The sequence below is a fragment of the Seonamhaeicola sp. MEBiC01930 genome (genome assembly GCF_045277075.1).
Classification (GTDB): domain Bacteria; phylum Bacteroidota; class Bacteroidia; order Flavobacteriales; family Flavobacteriaceae; genus Seonamhaeicola.
In genome coordinates, this window is record NZ_CP104270.1 from 1604709 (window position 1) to 1624080 (window position 19372).

Below are 19372 nucleotides of genomic sequence, written 5' to 3' on the forward strand. Positions count from 1 at the left end.
CTTTTTAAGAGAAGCTAGAATAGTTTAAGTATTAATATTGCTATACAATTCCCTGAGCTAACATGGCATCAGCAACTTTAACAAACCCTGCAATGTTAGCACCTTTTACATAGTCTATATAGCCATCTTCTTCTCTACCATATTTTATACAAGAGTCATGAATATTTTCCATTATTTCTTTTAGTTTTAAATCAACCTCTTCTCTTGTCCAGTTGAATCTTAAAGAATTTTGTGTCATTTCTAAACCAGAGGTTGCAACACCACCAGCATTAGAAGCTTTACCTGGAGCAAACATTATTTTAGCTTTGTGAAATGCATCAATAGCTCCTTTGGTCGAGGGCATATTAGCTCCTTCACTAACACATGTGCAACCGTTTTGTAAAAGTGTATTAGCGTCATTTTCATTTAATTCATTTTGAGTAGCGCATGGTAAAGCAATATCACATGAAACTTCCCATGGTGTTTTCCCTTCTACAAATTTTGCTTTAGGATATTCATTGATATACTCATGAATTCTTCCGCGGTTAACATTTTTTAAATGCATTATAAACTTTATTTTTTCAGAATCTATGCCATCTTCATCATAAATGTATCCAGAAGAATCAGATAATGTTAAAACCTTTCCGCCCAATTGAATGACTTTTTCTGCAGCATATTGAGCAACATTTCCAGAGCCTGATATAACAACTTTTTTACCATTAACACTGTCGTTTTTAGTGTTGAGCATACTTTCTGCAAAATATACTGTACCGTATCCAGTTGCTTCAGGTCTAATAAGAGAGCCTCCCCAAGACATGCCTTTGCCGGTTAATACACCAGTAAAACCGTTACTTATTTTTTTGTACATACCAAAAAGGAACCCTATTTCCCTAGCACCAACTCCAATATCTCCAGCGGGAACATCTGTATTATGTCCAATATGTCTAAATAATTCGCTCATAAAGGCATGACAGAACCTCATAATTTCGTTGTCACTCTTCCCTTTTGGATTAAAATCACTTCCACCTTTGCCACCACCCATTGGTAATGTGGTTAAGCTGTTTTTAAAAACCTGTTCAAAGGCTAAAAATTTAAGAATACTTAAATTTACTGTTGGGTGAAAACGCAATCCACCTTTATATGGACCAATAGCAGAATTCATTTGAATTCTATACCCTCTATTTACTCTTATTTCTCCTGAATCATCAACCCAACAAACTCTAAATGTTACAACTCGTTCGGGTTCAACCATTCGAAGAAGAATATTTTTGCCATAGTAAATATCATGTTTAACAATATATGGAATTACAGTTTCAGCTACCTCTTCAACCGCTTGTAAGAATTCAGGTTCGTTACCATTTCTTTCCTTCACAAGGTTAAGGAATTCATTTATAATACTTTTCATACGATAAAATTGTGTTAATATTGAAAAAAACGTAGATTATTGGAGCAAATATACATTATCTATAAAAATATATGTATTTTTTTTTATAATTCGCAATAAGTATTTTTTAATTTATTCGTTAAAATTGTAAAGATTTGAATGTTAAATGAGTTTTTATATATTTGTTTATGATAATGCCTCAAAAAACGAAACCGTATTATGCTTAACTTGAAACATTTAGCTTCTGCTTTTTGCTTGCTTTTTATTTTTCAAACTGCAAGTGCTCAGTTAGGATTTTCCCATGAAATAGGCGTTATAACGGGTCCACTACAATTTAGGTCTGATTTTGGAAGTAGAGATGATTCTGAAACAAATTTTGGAAATACAGGTTTTGGGATTGGTCTTGTACATTACCTTAACTTCTCATATCGGGCGGATTGTAATTGCTATACTGCCGATACATATTTTAACGATCATTTTAAGTTACGTAATGAGTTGTCATGGAATAGGACAAATTTAGAACATTTAGGAGAATGGGTTGGGAATAGAACGAATCCCGATGGTTCTGTTGAACTAAGAAACACGCCTGAAGCAAATCAATTAAGAGGGCATACTGCTATAGCTAAGAACTTAGATATTGGAACTCAATTGGAATTTTATCCGTTAAGTATAAGGTCTTTTCAATCTTTCGGTTATAAAATTGCACCTTTTGTAAGTTTGGGAGTTCATTATACCTCATTTTCTCCTGAGGTTAGGACAGATTATATAAACCCTGACCCGACGGCTATAGGTGATATAACAGATGCCAGTAATTTTTATTCATTTTGGGAAGCGGGTTCAGTAGATTCTACTCCTGGAAATACTTGGTCTATGGTTGCAAGTGCTGGTTTTAGGTATAAAGTAGGCCGATTAGCTGATGTTATGCTAGATTTTAGGTGGCAGTATTATTTTAGCGACTGGGTTGATGGCTTAAACCACCAATTGGAATACAACAAGTATGATGATTGGCTTGTTTGGTTAAATGTTGGGTATATTTATTACCTAGATTAACCAACTAACTAGTATTTATTTTTTTACTTCTTTTAACAAAGACATAATAATACCTAGATGTATACCTTCATGAAATAAAATGAATTGTAACGCTTCATCAATGTTTGTTAAGGTATTCCCTGTTGTTGATACAGTGTATTCCTGATAATTTTTATATAATCCGTTTTTATAGTTTTCAGTTGTATTATCAATAGTTGACAATAAAAGGACTTTAATTTTATCTACTTCTTCTTGAGAAACAAATGCCTCAGGTTTAGTTCCTTTTCTATATTTTTCTATTAAATCATTACTAACAATAGTAGAATTACCAGATAATTTATTTCCTAAAAGTTGTTCAGTGACTACAATGTGTCCAATATTCCATATAATATTGTTATTGAAGCCTTCAGGGATTTTATTTAAATCTTCTAAAGAAGTATTATCTATAATTTTCTCAAAAGATTTTCTTGTATTAGGTAGTACGTTTAATGAAAAATGCATCGATAAATTTTTGGTCAAATATAGTTTTAAATCATATAATTGCTTTTATTTTTGTTTAAATATTAAGATTTGAATGAAAAAAGTTTATTACCTAAAAACCTGTAGTACCTGTATAAGAATTTTAAAGGAGTTAAATCTTTCTTCTGAATTTGTTTTGCAAGACATAAAAAGTAATGCCATTACAGTTAAACAACTTGATAAAATGAAAGAGCTTGCAGGAAGCTTTGAAGTTCTTTTTAGTAAAAGGTCAAAGCTATATAAGGAAATGGGGTTGAAAGACCAGATTTTGGAGGAACGTGATTATAAGAGGTATATTCTAGAGCATTATACTTTTTTAAGTAGACCTGTTTTTATTATTGATAATGAAATTTTTATAGGAAACTCTAAAAAGAATGTTGAGGCGGTTAAAAACGCAATTAACAAATAATCAAAGTTTACTTTTTCATCAATTCAATCATCTTTTCTAGTTGTATTTCTTTTTCAATTAATTTACCATCGTGATAGAATAGAACTAATTCTAAAGGTACTTTATTCCAAGCTAATTTTGCTACATTATCTGGACTAATATTATGTCTTCCTAAAGTTTTTTCCGTTGGCCAATCAATACTAGGAAAGGAAACATATGCCAATTCAGAGCAAACAATTTTATCGGTAGTATTTACATCAAAATTAAAATCATACTTTTTACCTAGTTGCCTGAAAGCCATTAATAAAGCTTCCTTTGTTAGGGCATCTTTGTTTTCATCATTAAATACAGGTCTTAGAATTGCAAAATCATCAACATTCATGAATTCATCAATCGTACTCAATTTAACTCCAGAACGGAGAGCTTCAATTATTTGGTGTTCATTTTTAGATTCTGAATCTGAATCCGAACCAACGGCCTCTGCATGCTTTTTCACATATGGATTATCCCATAAATCTAAATCTATTAGCTCTGCTTTGGTGCCTGTCCAAATAGCAACATGACCAAAATGACCCGGGATGAATTTATCTGTTAACCTAAAAGGTGTTTTTTCTAATAAAATATCTAATGGCTTTAAATGTTTTATAATATTTTCTTTGGCTTGAGTGTCTTGGTATAATTTTCCTTTTCGTGATTCATATAAACCCATAGCATTTCCAAATAACCCACTTAGCATATCAAAACCGTCTTCTGAAGATTCCGTAATCATTTCAGTAGTAATTCTTTCAAAAGCAACAAACTTAGTAGAAGCTACTTCCTTTATTCTTATTTTCTTGACATAATTATAAGATGGACTAGATTCAATTAACAACTTTAAATATGAATAATCGGAATCTTCATGAATATTTGATAAAGACGCTTTTGCTTCTTCAAAAAAGGTTATTGCACGCCTTACCCTATGTCTTGTCTCAATTGAATTAGCATTTAAAGTTACTTCGTCAAGTTTGTTTTCTAAAAGTCCAAAACCCATATCTGGATCGTTAACAAGCTTTCTTAGTCTACCATCTTGCTCAAATAATACTATTCCAAGAAAATAATTATCATAAAGCGTAAGAGCTGCGCCTAATGAAAGCATTAACCCTTTTAATCTTAAGTTACCTTCAATATTATAGTTTTTAAGGGTAGCATCTTCTACATCAATCGCACACTCATAGGCATTTGCAATGGTAAAGAGCCCTTCCCTTATTTTTAAATAACTTTCAGAGCCTTCTTTTAATATCAGTAAATCTCTACTGCTTATAGGTGCATCATTGTCTATTTTTAAACGATTAGCCACTTCTAACATTTCGGTTCTAGCTACTAAACTAGATTCAACTAGTAATTGAAGTTTATTATAATCTTCTTCAAATATGGAATCTGGATGAACACCATTTTCTAATTGGATAAGTAAATTATTAAAACATGAATCCTCTCTTTGTCCTTTATTAATTGATATTTTAAAATAAGTATATGTAGCAGAACCTAGAATAATTATAAGAAGACCAATAAAGATTTTTTTTATTCCATTTTTCATTAATGTATACTGTTTATCGAAAAAGATATCTCTATCTTATCCTAGTTTGTACTAAGTTACAGAAATTAGGATAAAATTTTGAAATAAAATGAATGGTGTTTATAAATTTTATTATGTAAACTACTGTTAAATAGATTGTTATTCTTTTTTTTTGAATACCGGTTATTGCCCCATATACTTAGGGTTAACTTGTTTACGGCATTTAGAGCAAAACCTTATTTTATCAATTTGGTATAGTTCTTGAAAAAAATGACAGAAGAACTAAGATATCTGTAAAATTGTAAAACAGTCATTATGTTAAATTTTACTATATTTAATATTCTAATGCTATTAATTATTTAATCTAAAACCCTTACTTATGAAGAAAGTTTTCTCTCTCCTTCTTTTTGTATTCTCCTTTATTTCTATTTGGTCTCAGGAAAAAGAAACGCCATTTCAATACCCATTTGAAGAAACAGGTGTGGAAGTTCCTAGAGGCGTCTATGGTACAGACGATAGAAGGGAAGTTAAAGATGCTCAAGGTATAGCTGATTTTGTTCGAGCTACGGCCGTAATGATAAATAAAAAAGATATTGTTGGTAATAGAGTTTATGGATATACGTTAAGGGAACGATTACAATATCGATTTAAAAGCTCAAATTTTGATGAAAACATTAAATTTCTAGATCAGCCTACAAGCGCTAGTTGTACAGGATTTTTAATTGCACCAGATATATTGGTGACTGCAGGACATTGTATTAAAGAATTAAGTGATGCCAAAGATTATGTCTGGATTTTTGATTACACCAATGAACTTAAGTATAACAATACCTTCAAGTATATAGAAGTAGACCCCAAAAATGTATATGAAGTCACGGAGGTACTAGATGCAAGACTTGTTAATAAAGATTATGATGATTATTCTGTTTTAAGACTAAATAGAAAATCTGAAAGAGCGCCATACAGATTCAGGACTTCTGGAAAAGTAGGATACGGAACAAAAGTTAATACAATAGGAAGCCCTACAGGGTTGCCTCTTAAATTTGCTGACAATGCAAAAGTGGTGGATGATTCTCAGCCAAAATGGTTTAAAAATAGTATTGATACTTTCCCCGGAAATTCAGGAGGTCCTGTTTTTAGTACTTATGGGTTTTTAGAAGGTATTCATGTTAGAGGAGCTGTGACTGAGGGGCACAATGGTGATTATACCGGTGATTATAAATATGATGAGTATTGCAATTGTATTAAGACTGTAGAATTTGGTAGTGTTTATTGGACAGCAGGAGCCCAAGCTCATAGAATAACTGCAATTCCCCATAAAAGATTACATCAAGCTATTTATGAAAATATTGAATATGCTATTATTAATAACTTAAAAGATAGGCTAAAATCATGGGTGGCGTATTCATGGATTTTAGACCATGAATACACAAAAAAAAGAGGACGTTTAGAGATTACCGCTGCAAAACATAATAATTTAGAAGCCTTGAAATATCTTATTTCAAAATCTAAAAATGAAAGTATTGATGTTTATGGTGAGTCTCTAATTAAATATGCAATAAGTAATAATAATGAGAAAATGTTAGCATTTTTATTGGAGCAAGACATTGTTTTTAACACAAACAGCTACGAAGCTTCTTCCCAAATGATTTCAGCTTTTAAAAAGGGGAACTATAATATGGTTTATACAATGATTGATAATGGTTGGAATGTAAATGGAACTGATTATAGCGGAAACAACCTATTGCATTTGGCAGCTGCTAAAAACAATATGTCTTTAATTAAAGAAATAGTTGCAAAAGGAGTGAGTGCCATTGCAAAAAACAAAAATGGCCAAAGGCCTGAGCACATTGCTAAGAAAAATAAAAACAAAATAGCTCAGAAATATTTAAAAAATATTAGAAAACAACAAAAATAAACGTCCTCCCTAAGGCCTAAGTTAAGTTTTGAATTAATTTTTATTTGAAAGGTTTTGAAACAAAAACAAGTTATATTTTTTGCAGTTATTCTATTGCTGGCTATTGTAAATTTTGGATTTGCCCAAAATGATTATGCGTATTCTTGGAATAACACGGAGTTGGTTAGTTCAGTTGAATGCCTTAGTAATAACAGCAATTTTGAAGGATTAAAATTATCCAAAACTATAGAAGAGGATCATAGTGATGTTAAGGTTTACGTTGAGGTAAACTTCAAGAATAAAATATTTGAGCGTATAGAAGATTTCAATCAATTTGATTTAGAATTCTGGTTACTTTCTAATAGGGCATTTAAAACGGGTGTTGATTTAAAAATTACAATTGCTTATTCAAATAATTCAGGCGATCAAGAACAATTTTATACATTTTGCTTAAAGTATGTTGAAAGTGTTGTCCGAGGTGAAGAAACTACAGAAAAGGGCGAATATGTAACACTGCCAGTTTATTTTGCAACAGATAGAAATAAGGTTGATACGAAGAATTTAAATGGAGCTTTTGGAGTTAAACGATCCGATTTAAAATATGGTATTTGCGAAGTTAGTATTCCGTTAGATCATGATTTGGGAAAAATAGAAAGTCCTTCAATTTGGAAATTGGAGTTTTCTGAAGATCCATCAAAACATATTATGATTCAAGATATTGATTTGCTAGAAAAAGACAAATTCTTCATTTCATTATCAAATGGAATAAAAAATTCAAATTCAAAAAGTACTTTTTTATTTGTTCATGGTTATAATACCTCGTTTAGTGAGGCTGCAAAACGAACTGCACAAATTTCACATGATTTATTGTTTGATGGGGAACCCGTTTTTTATAGCTGGCCATCTCAGGCCTCTATGTTTAAGTATCCTAAGGATGAAGCCAATATTGAATGGGCACGTTATAATATTAAAAACTTTTTAGAAGATTACATTACAAAATCAGAAGCAGAAGATATTTATTTAGTTGCTCATAGTATGGGTAACCGTGGACTTACAAAAGCTATTGTTGAGCTTATGACTGAAAATCCTCATTTAAGAAAAAATATTAAGGAAATTATACTGGCTGCACCAGATATTGACGCCGATGTTTTTAAAAATGATATTGCTCCTAAAATGGCCTCTAAAGTTCAAAAGCCTATTACCTTATATGTGTCATCGGATGATTTAGCCCTAAAAGCCTCAAAAATTTTGCATGGCAACCCAAGAGCGGGTGATGCAGGTGATAGTTTGGTAATTGTGAAAGGAGTTGAAACCATCGATGCCTCAGGTATTGATACGAGCTTCTTAAGACATTCTTATTTTGCAGATACAAATACTATTATTTCAGATATTTTCGATATTATAAAATCCGGAAAACGCGCTTTTAATAGAGAACGATTAAAGCTTATGAAGCTCTCAGATGAGATTTATTGGCGTGTTAAACATTAAATCCTAACAATTATTTATGAAGTCAATTTTTTCATTATTTGTAATACTACTGTTATTACCTCTTTCGGTAACCTCTCAAGATAAGTACAAAGTAGTATATGATTACACAACAGAAAATATCTCTTATTATAAATTAGACAAGAGTTACAAAGTTGTAGATACATTAGAAAACCCTAAAATAAAACGAAGTAGTTTGGTTGAAATTCAGCTAAAAAATGTAAACCCTTTTGCGGTAGATGTTGAAACTGAAGTTAAGGAAGAAGAAATACACCAAGCAGGTGGTGGATTTAACTTCAGCTCTTTACTGGGGGGAATCAATACGTTTTCTAGCGATAATTTAAATTTGAACGTGGCTAATCTTCCTGCAGGGGAAGCATTTAGAGCAAATTCTAGAGGAAGTGGGATAACCAATGGTTTTTCAGATTTAAATGAAAAAACTACCAATGTAGCCGCATTAAAAACAACTATAATGTCTAACCTACTTAATCCTAATCTAAGTAAAGAAGATATTGTTGAAAATGTTATAGAAACTGCTGGCTTGCAACAGGATGCAAGATTGCCAGATCCTAATGAAAATTTTTATGTGTTTTTGACACAATTGGAGAAAATAGTGCAAGAAGATAAAGCAGAACTACAAACTGATATTAATTCAATGTCTAAAGAAATAGACCAAGAGACTAATAATGGAGAAGAGGCTTTAACCAGGGGGGAATTAATAGAACGCAATTATTTAATTAGTGATTTGCAAAGCTTGATGACTTCTTTGAACAATTCCACAATTCAAACTGTTGAAGATTTAAAAAAGATAAAATCTCTTTACACTATGTTAGAGGCTTCAGATTTTAGCAGAACTTACGATTATCAAATTGAAGCAGATAAAGTAAATATTGAAGTAAAATTTGTTCAAAGTTTATTCGCTCAGAATGCAAATAGCGCTAATATAGGTAGTACTTTAAAAACTCGAAACATAAAGTTATACTCAAAGGGAGGTTTTAAAATAAATACAGGAGTTGCTCTTACTTTAAACAATTTTGGATCAAAATCTAAAGATTATTTTGTAGATGAAAATGGTGTGATAGGAGCAGATGATAACGATTATTTTACACCAAATCTAAGCACCATGATTAATTTTTATCCTTATACAGGAGAGAACTTTAATATAGGTGGCTCTTTTGGATTGTCAATCCCCATTTCAGGAGACAGTAATATAAAAGGGGTTAATTTCCTTTTAGGACCTTCACTTCACTTTGGTAGTAAAAGTAGATTATCAATTTCTGGAGGGTTAGCCTATGGGCCTGTAACTAAATTGACCAATGGTTTAAAAGTTGGAGATACCACAACCTTTGGAGGAGTTGATAATTTCACCAAAGACGTCTATGACTTTGGATATTTCTTCGGAATCTCATTTAGCTTGTTTGATTTAAATTAAACCTCTCATGAAAAAAATAATTTTAGCATTATTAGTTTGTTTTAGTTTTCAGTTTATTCACGCCGAAAAATATGCCTTAATTATTGCAGTTGGTAATTATCCAAAGAAAACTGGGTGGAGCAGTATAAGTTCGGTGAATGATGTTCCGTTAATCAAGGAAACTTTATTAAATCAGTATTTTAACGAGAAGAACATAACTGTTTTAATTGATGAGCAAGCAACTTACCAAGGCATAAAACAAGCTCTAAACAACTTATATAGTAAAGTTAACCCTGACGATATTGTTGTGATTCATTATTCTGGCCATGGACAACAGATTTTTGATAATAATGATGAAGAAATTGATGGCAAAGATGAAGCCCTAGTACCTTATGATGCTTGGGTAAAATATAACAACAATTACAAAGGAGAGCGTCATTTACGTGATGACGAATTGGGTAATTACATTACTAAGTTTAGAAATAAGTTAAGTAATAAAGGGCAGTTGCTATTGTTACTAGATAGTTGTCATTCAGGTTCTAGTACACGAGGAGGGAAAGCTAGAGGAAGTGCAGCTGTTTTTGCTCCTAGCGATTGGGCACCAAAAAAAAAAGATGGCGATATTTCTGGTAGTGATATGACAGAAGATTCTAAAGAGAAACTTAGTGAAAATGCTGCGCCTTTTATTTTGATTTCTGGAGCTTCGGCTAATGAATTGAATTATGAATATAAGGGAACCGGTTCATTAAGCTATGCGTTTTCAAAAGCTATGAACAGTTTGGGAAGCAACTTTTCATATAATCAATTATTTGCAAAGATTGAAAGCCAAATGAATGTGATTTCACCAAAACAAAACCCAACCATTGAAGGTGATTTAAATGTTCAGTTATTCAATAACCAATATGTAAAACAGCAGTCATTTTATAAAGTAAAATCGGTTCCTAGAGAAGATGTTATTAAGATTCAAGCTGGTAAAATTCATGGGTTATTTAAGAATACTACGGTACATGTTTTACCATCTGGAACAACCAAGGTAGAAGAAGGGAAAATTATCACAAAAGGTATTATTACGCTTTCAAAATTTAATGAGTCAATTATTAAATTAGATAGCCCTCTGGAAGATTTTAATGAAAAAAATTATTGGGTGTTTATTGATAAACCCTCCTATGGAGATATTGCCGTAGACGTGTACTTTGATAAATCTGTTAAGGATAAAAAAATGGTTAATGGGGTTTCTGACTACTTAACTGATAAAAACCTGGGGCAGGTTGTTAAGAAAATAGATTCAGCAGATGTTGTTATAATTAATGATGGTACTGGGTTTTCCTTAAAATCGACTAGTGGCTTGGGAGATATAGATGCTGATGAGGAAACAAGAGGAGCAACTACTGTTGATGATATTAATCAAAAGCTTTTTTCTTTTGCACAGGGTCAATACTTGAAGAATTTGGAGTTTAAAAATTACAATTATGAGTTTGAGTTTAAATTGATTCCTATTCAATTTGATATTCTTACTGATGAGGTAGGTGAGTTACAAGATGTTTCAGCATTAACTAATGAAAATGGTACGTTTCAAGTTAAAGAAGATGTAGATCATGTAGTCTTACAAGTAACTAATAAGAGTGAAAAGCCGCTTTATTTCAGCATCATTGAGATTAACTCAAAAGGAGAAATATTTCCATTTATGCCAAATGATAATTGTACGTTAAATAATGATGAAAGAAAGTTGGCACCTGGAAAAACCATGGTTTTTAAAGATTGTATTTTCTCTTTTGGTCCTCCATATGAAAAACTTATCCTTAAAGGTTTTGCTACTTCATCTCCCATCAGTTTTCAATCTACTGTTGAAACTAGAGGGGAAGACAATAAAAGAAGTGCGGGGAACCCATTAGAACAATTTCTATCTAATAGCTATTCACAAAGTAGAGGCCCTAAAGCAAAAAAGGTGAGTGGTAGAATTGATGGGTTTAGTACTGAGTTTATTTATGAAATAATAAAAAAGTAATATTTCTTGAAGCAGATAATACACATATTATTCTATTGCTTTTTCACCTTTGCCTTTGCTGAAGGGGGCTTAGAAAAAAGTAAAAATATACATGTAATTTCTATTGGAATTAATAAATACTCTGGTACACTTCACCCTTTAAATCTATGTGTAAATGATGCTAATGATTTAGTTAATAAAATTAAAGCAGATAATCCTAAAAGAACAAAAGAAGATGTTCAAGAAAACATCCAAAAATACGGAAGAGGCGTAAAAGATGGTTATGCAATTGACAAGGTAATTTCATATATTTTAACTGATGAACAGGCTACTCTTGAAAATATTAGAAACACATTCAAAAAGGTAATAGCCAGTGCTTCTTCCAATGATTACTTTGTTTTCTTATTTAGTGGTTACTCCATGGAATCTCAAAATGGAGAAACCTTTATCATTCCCTATGTAGAAAACATTGATTTTGAATATACCTTAGATAAGAATAGTTTTCAATATTCAAAATTTGATAAAAGCAAAGTGTTTTCATTGGTTGAAATGGCTAAACTCATGGAGCAAATTGCTTGTAAAAATCAACTCATTATCTCTGAAGCAGGAAGCGGAAGTGCATTCGGACAAAACTTAATGGCAGAATTATTTGAATCTAACCCTTTAGTTGCAGCAAGTACTGAAAGAAACCGGATTATACTTACCACTAAAGAAATGGGAATGGAAAATAGCTCCAATCAAAACGGTTTTTTAATGAAATATATACTTGAAAATGGTAATATTCTTAACGCCATTCACCAACCCAACCAATATGAGTTTGATTTAATGAAGTCAGAATTACTTTCTCCGGTTAGGTCTAGTAAATATGTCGCTATTTTTAATGAAAAAAATTATAGATCTGTTCTTTTAAAAAACTATAATAAAATCAATACTAGAGGGTCAAAAAGCAAAACATTAGAGAAAACTAAGGAAATTGAAGATCAAAAATCTGAAACCTTTGCTTTCATTTTGGCAACCGAAGATTATAATGATGATCAAGAAAGTTGGGACAATTTAAAAAACCCCATTAACGATGCCGAAGCGGTTGCTAAAATACTATTTGAACGTTATAACGTAAAGACTACCAAAGTCTATAATAAAGATAAAAATGAAGTTTTAAAAGCTTTTTTAAAGTTCAAAGAACAATTGGGTGAAAAAGACAAACTGTTGTTCTTTGTAGCTGGCCACGGTTATTATAGTGAAGCTTTTTCAGATGGTTATTTAGTAATGAAAGATAGTTATTCTTTAGATGATGATTTGACTTTAGATAGCTACCTTTCAATGGCTAAGCTTAACCGGATTTTAGATGGTGTAAAATGCAAGCAGGTATTTTCAATTTTTGATGTATGCTACGGGGCAAGCTTTGAATTAAATAATGCAAATTTATCCGTAGAGAACTACAGCAATACTAAAATGGATAACGGGTTAGATATTTTCATTCAAGAAAAAGACAAAAGCATGTCTAGAATTGTATTAGCTTCAGGTAAATATGAGGTTTATGATTATTGGAAAGATTCTCAAAAACATTCGCCCTTTGCTGATAAGCTTATTAAGGCATTAAATACCGAAAAACAATTTATTTCTCCGGGTAAAATATTCTCTTATGTTCAAGGTAATGCCACAACACCTATTTTAAAACAATTTGGGAAACATGAAGCACGAGGTGATTTTTTAATTAAGGTTAAATAGTCATGTTTAGGTCGATATCATTCCTAGTTTTTACCTTTTTTTTCATTACGGTTTCTTCCCAGGAAGATTCCTCCAAAATTTCTCTGCAGTTTAAAGAACTCATTAAGGAACATGAAAAAAACATAAAGGAGTTATACGTTTACAGGGGGGCTTCGTTAGATTGGCTTAAAACAGGAAGTATAAATGAAGAGGATCTTTTTAGAACAGTACTTCCTATGTATCATAAAAAAGTAGGTATTTTAACCTACACTCATAGGTTAGATACCTTGTACGTGAATTTGTTGTCTGGAAACTATAATTATAAGGAACGCAGAATTCATATTAGTGCTGATGACCTTCAAGAAAAGGTTAATCAGGTTTATCTTATGTTTTCATCTAGCTTTTTAAATAGAGCACCAAAGGAAAGAGGTTCAAAACCGAGTAACCTAAAAAGACTCACTAAAAAATCTAAGGCCTCATTCCGCTTATTGAATAACATTCTATTACCAGTAGATTTAGGTTTGGAAACATTCGATCATTTGATTATTGTGCCAACATTCAATATAGCAACATTACCTTTTGCTGCTTTTAAAATGGGAGAAGAATATTTGATTGATCTTATGAGTTATTCCATTGCTCCTAATTTATTTGAGTTGATGCTTTCTAACGAGCAAAATAAAGTTAAGCATAATCTTAATTATAGGGAGTTGAGTTATTTTTGGGATAAAGCCCTATTTGTTTCAAACCCCCAGTATCCTATCAACCTTGATTGGGATTTTCCTGATTTGCCAGGGGCTAAAGATGAGGTAAATAATATAATCAATTTAACCGAACCTATTGATTTTAAAGAGTTTGAAGGGAGACACGCCATAAAAGATAGTATACTAAAAGAAATCTGTGAATATGACTTAATATATTTCGCAACCCATGGTATTTCTAATTCAGATAGTCCAATGGATCACAGTTTTTTGGTTTTGGCAGATAACCATAGTGAAAAATCATATCTATCCTTGAGGGAGATTATGAATACTAGAAAAAAATGCAATTTAAAAGCTGATTTGGTAGTTTTAAGTGCGTGTCAAACCGGGTTGGGGAGGTCGCATCAGGGAGGTGTTATTGGACTTGCAAGGGCCTTTCAAATTGCAGGAGCAAATCATGTTTTAATGAGTTTGTGGAATATTGATGATCAAGAAACTGGAACCATAATGAAGATGTTTTTTGAAGAAATGAAAACCGGAGGACCATTAATGCCACATGGTGCTTTGAGAAATGCCATTTTAAAATATAAATCAGAAATAAATGATGACCCTAAGTATTGGGCAGCTTTTTCTGTTTTTGGAGTGCCTTATTAATAATTTAATGAAAAGAAGTCTGTTATATATAGTTTTATTATTCTCCATTCTTGTAACGGCGCAAGAAGAAAGTTCCCGTGGCTCAAAATCAAAAAATACTTCAGAAGTTAAAAAAGGGGTAAAACGAGCATTGATAGTTGGTATTTCAGATTATAAAGAAGAATCTTTAAAATTGGATTTCTCTGATGATGACGCTCTCATTTTCAAACAATATTTAGAGGAGGTTGAAAAAATCCCTCAAGAGCGTTTGGTTGCCTTGGTGACCAATGATTCAACCCAAGAAACTTCATTCTCTGAACCAAGTTCTAGTAATATTTTGCGGGAATTGCGGAAACTCATGGATGACACCCAAGAAGGTGATACGGTATATTTCTATTTTGCTGGTCATGGTGATGTTGTAGATGATCAAGGTTTTGAAGAGGGTTTTTTGTTAGCTTCAGATAGTAATGATAATCAAGAATATTACGGAACACCAGGAGTGGTGTCTTTAAAACATCTCAACAGTGTTATTACTGCAGTAACAGAAAAGGGTGCTAAATTCGTTTTAGTTTTGGATGCCTGTCGTTCCGGGTTTTTATATAAAGAAGGCACACAAAAGAACTTAGAAACCTTTAATAATAACTTTCAACATTCTACTAAATTTTTTAGTTGTGGCCCCAATCAATTATCATATGAAAGTAAGGAATTGGGTCATGGATATTTCACTTATTACCTAGTATTAGGGTTGTTAGGCGCCGCTGATAATTTGGTTCAAGACAACAGTTTACAATATTTTGAAATAGCAACCTTTTTAGATGGTAAGGTAAAAAGTGAAACCAACCAAAAACAAGCACCTATTGTTTGGCATCAAAATACCGTAGGAGTTTTTAAGGCGGTTGAAAGTAAAGACAAGGAATTGGCTTTAAAAAACCTTCAAGGTGTTAGTAATATTAAAAATATCTGGAACTCACGGTCTTTACATAATTTTGCTTCGGAATCAATTACCGAAAATCCAATAGTTAAAAGATTTAATAAAGCTTTAAAATCTGAGAATTTTTATGGCTCACATGATTCGGCCTATGAACTTTACAAAATGGCCAATTCTCAGAAAATGTTGGAAACCTTGGTGCTTAATAGAATGCGTCATGGATTGATTAATGCTTTGTCTACCAATGCACAAATTCTTATCAATACTTATATTGGGAATGCTGAGGTGCTACCAAGCAGCGAGGTTTTTGAAACTAAAGCCTTTTATCTAGAATTGTGTTTAGAATTATTAGAAAAAGATGATTTTATTTATGATAGAATTTATATGAGCAAGCTTTTTTTAGAAGCCTATGCAGTGATTAGGGCACGGCATTATTCTAAATACTCTGATGCTAAAAACAAGTTAAAGGAAGCCTTAAAAATTGAAGACAGGGCTGCATATATTCATAACGCCCTTGGTTTAGTGTTAAATCACGAAAACAATTTTAAAGAAGCTGAATTTCATTATGAAAAGGCAAAAAAATTAATTCCTTCATGGTCCTTTCCAGTTAACAATATAGGTGCCAATTATTATGAACAATATCAATATGATAGTGCGAGCACCGTTTTGTTTGAGGCTTTAGAATTAAAAGGTTCGTATGGTAGTGTATATAATAATTTGGGAGCTATAGCTCAAGATCAAGGGAATTATACTAAGGCAGAAGAGTACTATCATAAAGTTAAGGAAGCCGAAGGAAGTTATTCAACTATCACTTTAAAAAACTTAGCCAACTTATACAGAAATAAAGGAAACATTAGAAAAGCGGTTGATTATTTTGAATTGGCATTAAAATCAAACCCTAATTATGTTTATAACTACTATTCATATAGTGATTTATTGAATGATGAAAGTTTGGATGTTAAAAGAGCTGAGGAATTGTTAAAACAGGCTATAGAATTAGAGCCATACTTTTCGCAAGGTCATGCAGAATACGCCGATTTGTTAAGGCGATATCCAAGGGATGAAAATAGCCTTAAGATAGCTGATAGTTTATACAATTTTGCAATTGAGAATGATCCATTTTATGAATGGGCTTATGCAGGAAAGGGTTGGTTAAAACACAAACAAAACTTGAAATTAGAAGCTTTAGAAGCTTTTACCCTAGCCATACAAGTTAACCCTAAAAAACCAAAACCTTATTATAATTTGGCAAGTTACTATAAAAGTGGATTGAGTGATGTTGTTAAAGCAGAAGAGTTTTATCTAAAAGCTATTGAAAGAGATTCATTTTATTTACCGGCATATGAAAGTTTGATTGGTATGTATAATAAGAACAATCAGGAAGATAAGTCAATTAAACTTTTAAACACCTTAGTTGTTTGGCATAAAGATGCACCAGATGTTTGGAATTTATTGGGTAATACTTATTTTGATAAGCGCAACTTTTCTGAAGCTATTAAAGGGTATCAAAAAGCAATAGAAGTAGATTCTACCTATGCCAAAGGTTTCACAAATTTAGCCTATAGCTTAATGAGAACTGGAAATTATAAGGATGCTTCATATACTTATAAAAAGGCTGTTGAATACAATCCGTTTAAAAATAAGCCAGAAAATTTTTCAACACTATTATTGGGGGAATCCAGAAAGGTTAAAAGAAACGGAAACCTTAATCAAGCTCAATTAATTTTGAATGAGGCTTATAGTATAAGCGCTGATTTTAACACATCATTTGCTTTGGCAGAGCTTTATTATTTAAACTCAAAATCAAATCAGGCAAGATCAATTATTAACAATTTTATGGTTTCTGGAATTTCAAAGACAAGAAAAATTAAATTCCTGGAATTAGCGTGTAAAGTGGCAATAGATTTAGGTTTAAAAGAAGAGGCTTTAGTAAAAGTTGAGCAATTAAAGGAAATTAATCCTAGGCCTAATTATACTTTAGAAGCATTGGTTCAATTCATGAACGGAAGAGTAAAAGAATCACAGGAAACCTTTTTAAAGACAAATACATTACTTTTAAGAGAGGGGTTTTTAAAGAAATCATATAGTAAGAAAGCTATTAATTTAATTAAACAACTGAAAAATGACGAGTAGATTTTTTAAGATATTAATTTGTTTTTGTTTTATCTGTACTAATATAATTTATGCTGGAGTTAATCTAAAAAACGGTAATTATTATGTGTCTTATACAGACATTGAAATGAATACTTTCCGTTCTGCATTTACAAGTATAGTTAGAACTTACAATTCTAAATCTACAACTGTTGGATTATTTGGTTTTGGCTGGGGTTCAGAATTAGAAACCAAATTATATGTATATCCAGATGGTACTTTAATAGTTCAAGAGAATGGTTCTGGAGGCACTACGTATTATAAATCGTCTTTAGTAACAGATGATATGTTGGAACTAATGATTGACGAGCTTTTAGATGTCACGCTTTCTGAAGGCGCTATTTCAGATTCACCAGATGCCATAATTGAAAGAAGAAATAGACTGATGAGAGATATGGAATATAGGTCACGTGAATGGGGTAAATATGTAAAAAAAGGCTTGTTAGAGTACACAACAGATTTTCCTGAAGGCATGGAATGGGAATCTTATCAAAGGGGGAATTCCAAGATGATTAGAACGGGTAATGGGTATAAGAGAATAACTAATAGAGAAACCGAAACGTTTGACCTAAGCGGAAATATGACTAGATACGATAAGGGAAATGGAGAATATAGTATTTTAGAGTATAAGGATAATAAGCTTTATAAAATGATTGCAGCAAGTGGTGATGAATTGATTTTTAAGCTAAATGAAGATGGATTTATAACAAGTATTAAATCTAAAGTTGGTAATTCTAGTTATATCTATGACGGTAAGAAATTAATTGAAACAAAAGACGCAGCCTCAAATATATACAAGCATGCTTATGATGATTTGTATAACATGACATCTATAAGCTATCAGGATGGTAGTACATATAGAATTGAGTATCACCCTAAAACATTTTACGTTAAAAAAATAATTGATAAGGTTGGAGATATTACTGAATACGAATACCATGTGTTCTATAATGAAGATGGCACTATAGATAAAAACCACTATGCAACATCAGTAATAAAGGAGTTTTATGGTGAAAAGAATTCTAATTATTATGAATATATAATTGGGGTTAAACTCAATGGAGAGCGTTATAATAAAATGATTAAAACAACTATTAATGGCATCTCCAAAGAAACCCATTATGATGAACTTTGTAATAAGCCAACATCTATAACAAGGAATGAGTATAAAACTACTTTTAAGTACAATAATCGTTGCTTATTAATAGAAAAACTATCAGCCAGTGGAGATTCTATCTATATAAAATATCATTCTAAATTCGAAAAGATAACTAATGTAAAGAATTATAATGGTGAAACATCTTTTGAATATAATGATGAAGGAAATTTGATTAAGGCCAATAAGGTTAATGGTGCAAATCTTGAACTGACATATGATGACAAAGGAAGAATTGAAAGTATGAATCAAGATGGGGATATCTTGACTTTTCAGTACAATAAATACGGCAAGCCTATAAAAATATCTAAAAAAGAGGGAGGCTTTATAAGAATAGAATATGATAAAAACGGAGAAATAGAACGGGTAGATAGTAATGGAGACCATGAAATGGCCCTAGAAGTTACGCAAGCCTATCAAAATATGCTGGCCTTAATAAAACCAGCGGGTGTTAATTTGGATATGTAAAGA

At 31.7% G+C, this 19372-nt stretch carries 13 protein-coding genes; 10 read left to right on the forward strand and 3 right to left on the reverse strand.

The window, feature by feature from the left end:
• Positions 1-40: 40 nt before the first annotated feature.
• Complete coding sequence (gene gdhA / locus N1F78_RS07065; RefSeq protein WP_406685471.1) at positions 41-1384, reverse strand: NADP-specific glutamate dehydrogenase; 1344 nt, start codon at positions 1382-1384, stop codon at positions 41-43.
• A 198-nt stretch (positions 1385-1582) separates the two neighbouring features.
• Between gdhA and N1F78_RS07070 the strand changes: the two genes are divergently transcribed.
• A complete protein-coding gene (locus N1F78_RS07070) occupies positions 1583-2413 on the forward strand; it encodes a THC0290_0291 family protein (RefSeq protein WP_406685472.1) in 831 nt (276 codons plus the stop codon).
• 15 nt (positions 2414-2428) lie between these two features.
• On the opposite strand, the gene N1F78_RS07075 is transcribed toward N1F78_RS07070, so the two are convergent.
• Positions 2429-2893 (reverse strand): DinB family protein, encoded by a 465-nt coding sequence (locus N1F78_RS07075; protein WP_406685473.1) that lies wholly within the window; start codon positions 2891-2893, stop codon positions 2429-2431.
• A gap of 73 nt (positions 2894-2966) precedes the next feature.
• On the opposite strand from N1F78_RS07075, the gene N1F78_RS07080 reads away from it, so the two are divergent.
• A complete protein-coding gene (locus N1F78_RS07080) occupies positions 2967-3320 on the forward strand; it encodes an arsenate reductase family protein (protein ID WP_406685474.1) in 354 nt (117 codons plus the stop codon).
• A gap of 7 nt (positions 3321-3327) precedes the next feature.
• On the opposite strand, the gene N1F78_RS07085 is transcribed toward N1F78_RS07080, so the two are convergent.
• A complete protein-coding gene (locus N1F78_RS07085; protein WP_406685475.1) occupies positions 3328-4872 on the reverse strand; it encodes a YiiX/YebB-like N1pC/P60 family cysteine hydrolase in 1545 nt (514 codons plus the stop codon).
• Between the two features lie 358 nt (positions 4873-5230).
• Here N1F78_RS07085 and N1F78_RS07090 point away from each other — a divergent pair, with 358 nt between their 5' ends.
• Genes N1F78_RS07090 through N1F78_RS07125 form a run of 8 tightly spaced genes read left to right on the forward strand, consistent with a single transcriptional unit; the run spans position 5231 to position 19369 of the window.
• Positions 5231-6769: an ankyrin repeat domain-containing protein gene (locus N1F78_RS07090; RefSeq protein WP_406685476.1), complete on the forward strand. Its 1539-nt coding sequence runs from the start codon at positions 5231-5233 to the stop codon at positions 6767-6769.
• A 54-nt stretch (positions 6770-6823) separates the two neighbouring features.
• Positions 6824-8236 (forward strand): alpha/beta hydrolase, encoded by a 1413-nt coding sequence (locus N1F78_RS07095; RefSeq protein ID WP_406685477.1) that lies wholly within the window; start codon positions 6824-6826, stop codon positions 8234-8236.
• 16 nt (positions 8237-8252) lie between these two features.
• Positions 8253-9665 (forward strand): hypothetical protein, encoded by a 1413-nt coding sequence (locus tag N1F78_RS07100; protein ID WP_406685478.1) that lies wholly within the window; start codon positions 8253-8255, stop codon positions 9663-9665.
• Positions 9666-9672: 7 nt separating this feature from the next.
• Entirely contained in the window at positions 9673-11649 is a 1977-nt protein-coding gene (locus N1F78_RS07105; protein ID WP_406685479.1) for a caspase family protein, read from the forward strand.
• A gap of 6 nt (positions 11650-11655) precedes the next feature.
• Complete coding sequence (locus N1F78_RS07110) at positions 11656-13356, forward strand: caspase domain-containing protein (RefSeq protein ID WP_406685480.1); 1701 nt, start codon at positions 11656-11658, stop codon at positions 13354-13356.
• Between the two features lie 2 nt (positions 13357-13358).
• The gene (locus tag N1F78_RS07115) at positions 13359-14687 is read left to right on the forward strand and encodes a CHAT domain-containing protein (RefSeq protein WP_406685481.1); all 1329 of its coding nucleotides are present in this window, start codon (positions 13359-13361) and stop codon (positions 14685-14687) included.
• Between the two features lie 7 nt (positions 14688-14694).
• Complete coding sequence (locus N1F78_RS07120; RefSeq protein WP_406685482.1) at positions 14695-17727, forward strand: tetratricopeptide repeat protein; 3033 nt, start codon at positions 14695-14697, stop codon at positions 17725-17727.
• Positions 17717-19369 carry a DUF6531 domain-containing protein gene (locus tag N1F78_RS07125; protein WP_406685483.1) on the forward strand — a complete coding sequence of 551 codons (1653 nt, stop codon included), beginning with the start codon at positions 17717-17719 and terminating at the stop codon, positions 19367-19369. The genes N1F78_RS07120 and N1F78_RS07125 overlap by 11 nt, the downstream gene beginning before the upstream one ends.
• Positions 19370-19372: the final 3 nt, after the last annotated feature.

Excerpts from the sequence above, each read along its gene's own strand:
- gdhA (WP_406685471.1), bottom strand. The coding sequence starts at position 1,384 with ATGAAAAGTATTATAAATGAATTCCTTAACCTTGTGAAGGAAAGAAAT.
- N1F78_RS07070 (WP_406685472.1), top strand. The coding sequence starts at position 1,583 with ATGCTTAACTTGAAACATTTAGCTTCTGCTTTTTGCTTGCTTTTTATT.
- N1F78_RS07075 (WP_406685473.1), bottom strand. The coding sequence starts at position 2,893 with ATGCATTTTTCATTAAACGTACTACCTAATACAAGAAAATCTTTTGAG.
- N1F78_RS07080 (WP_406685474.1), top strand. The coding sequence starts at position 2,967 with ATGAAAAAAGTTTATTACCTAAAAACCTGTAGTACCTGTATAAGAATT.
- N1F78_RS07085 (WP_406685475.1), bottom strand. The coding sequence starts at position 4,872 with ATGAAAAATGGAATAAAAAAAATCTTTATTGGTCTTCTTATAATTATT.
- N1F78_RS07090 (WP_406685476.1), top strand. The coding sequence starts at position 5,231 with ATGAAGAAAGTTTTCTCTCTCCTTCTTTTTGTATTCTCCTTTATTTCT.
- N1F78_RS07100 (WP_406685478.1), top strand. The coding sequence starts at position 8,253 with ATGAAGTCAATTTTTTCATTATTTGTAATACTACTGTTATTACCTCTT.
- N1F78_RS07105 (WP_406685479.1), top strand. The coding sequence starts at position 9,673 with ATGAAAAAAATAATTTTAGCATTATTAGTTTGTTTTAGTTTTCAGTTT.
- N1F78_RS07115 (WP_406685481.1), top strand. The coding sequence starts at position 13,359 with ATGTTTAGGTCGATATCATTCCTAGTTTTTACCTTTTTTTTCATTACG.
- N1F78_RS07120 (WP_406685482.1), top strand. The coding sequence starts at position 14,695 with ATGAAAAGAAGTCTGTTATATATAGTTTTATTATTCTCCATTCTTGTA.
- N1F78_RS07125 (WP_406685483.1), top strand. The coding sequence starts at position 17,717 with ATGACGAGTAGATTTTTTAAGATATTAATTTGTTTTTGTTTTATCTGT.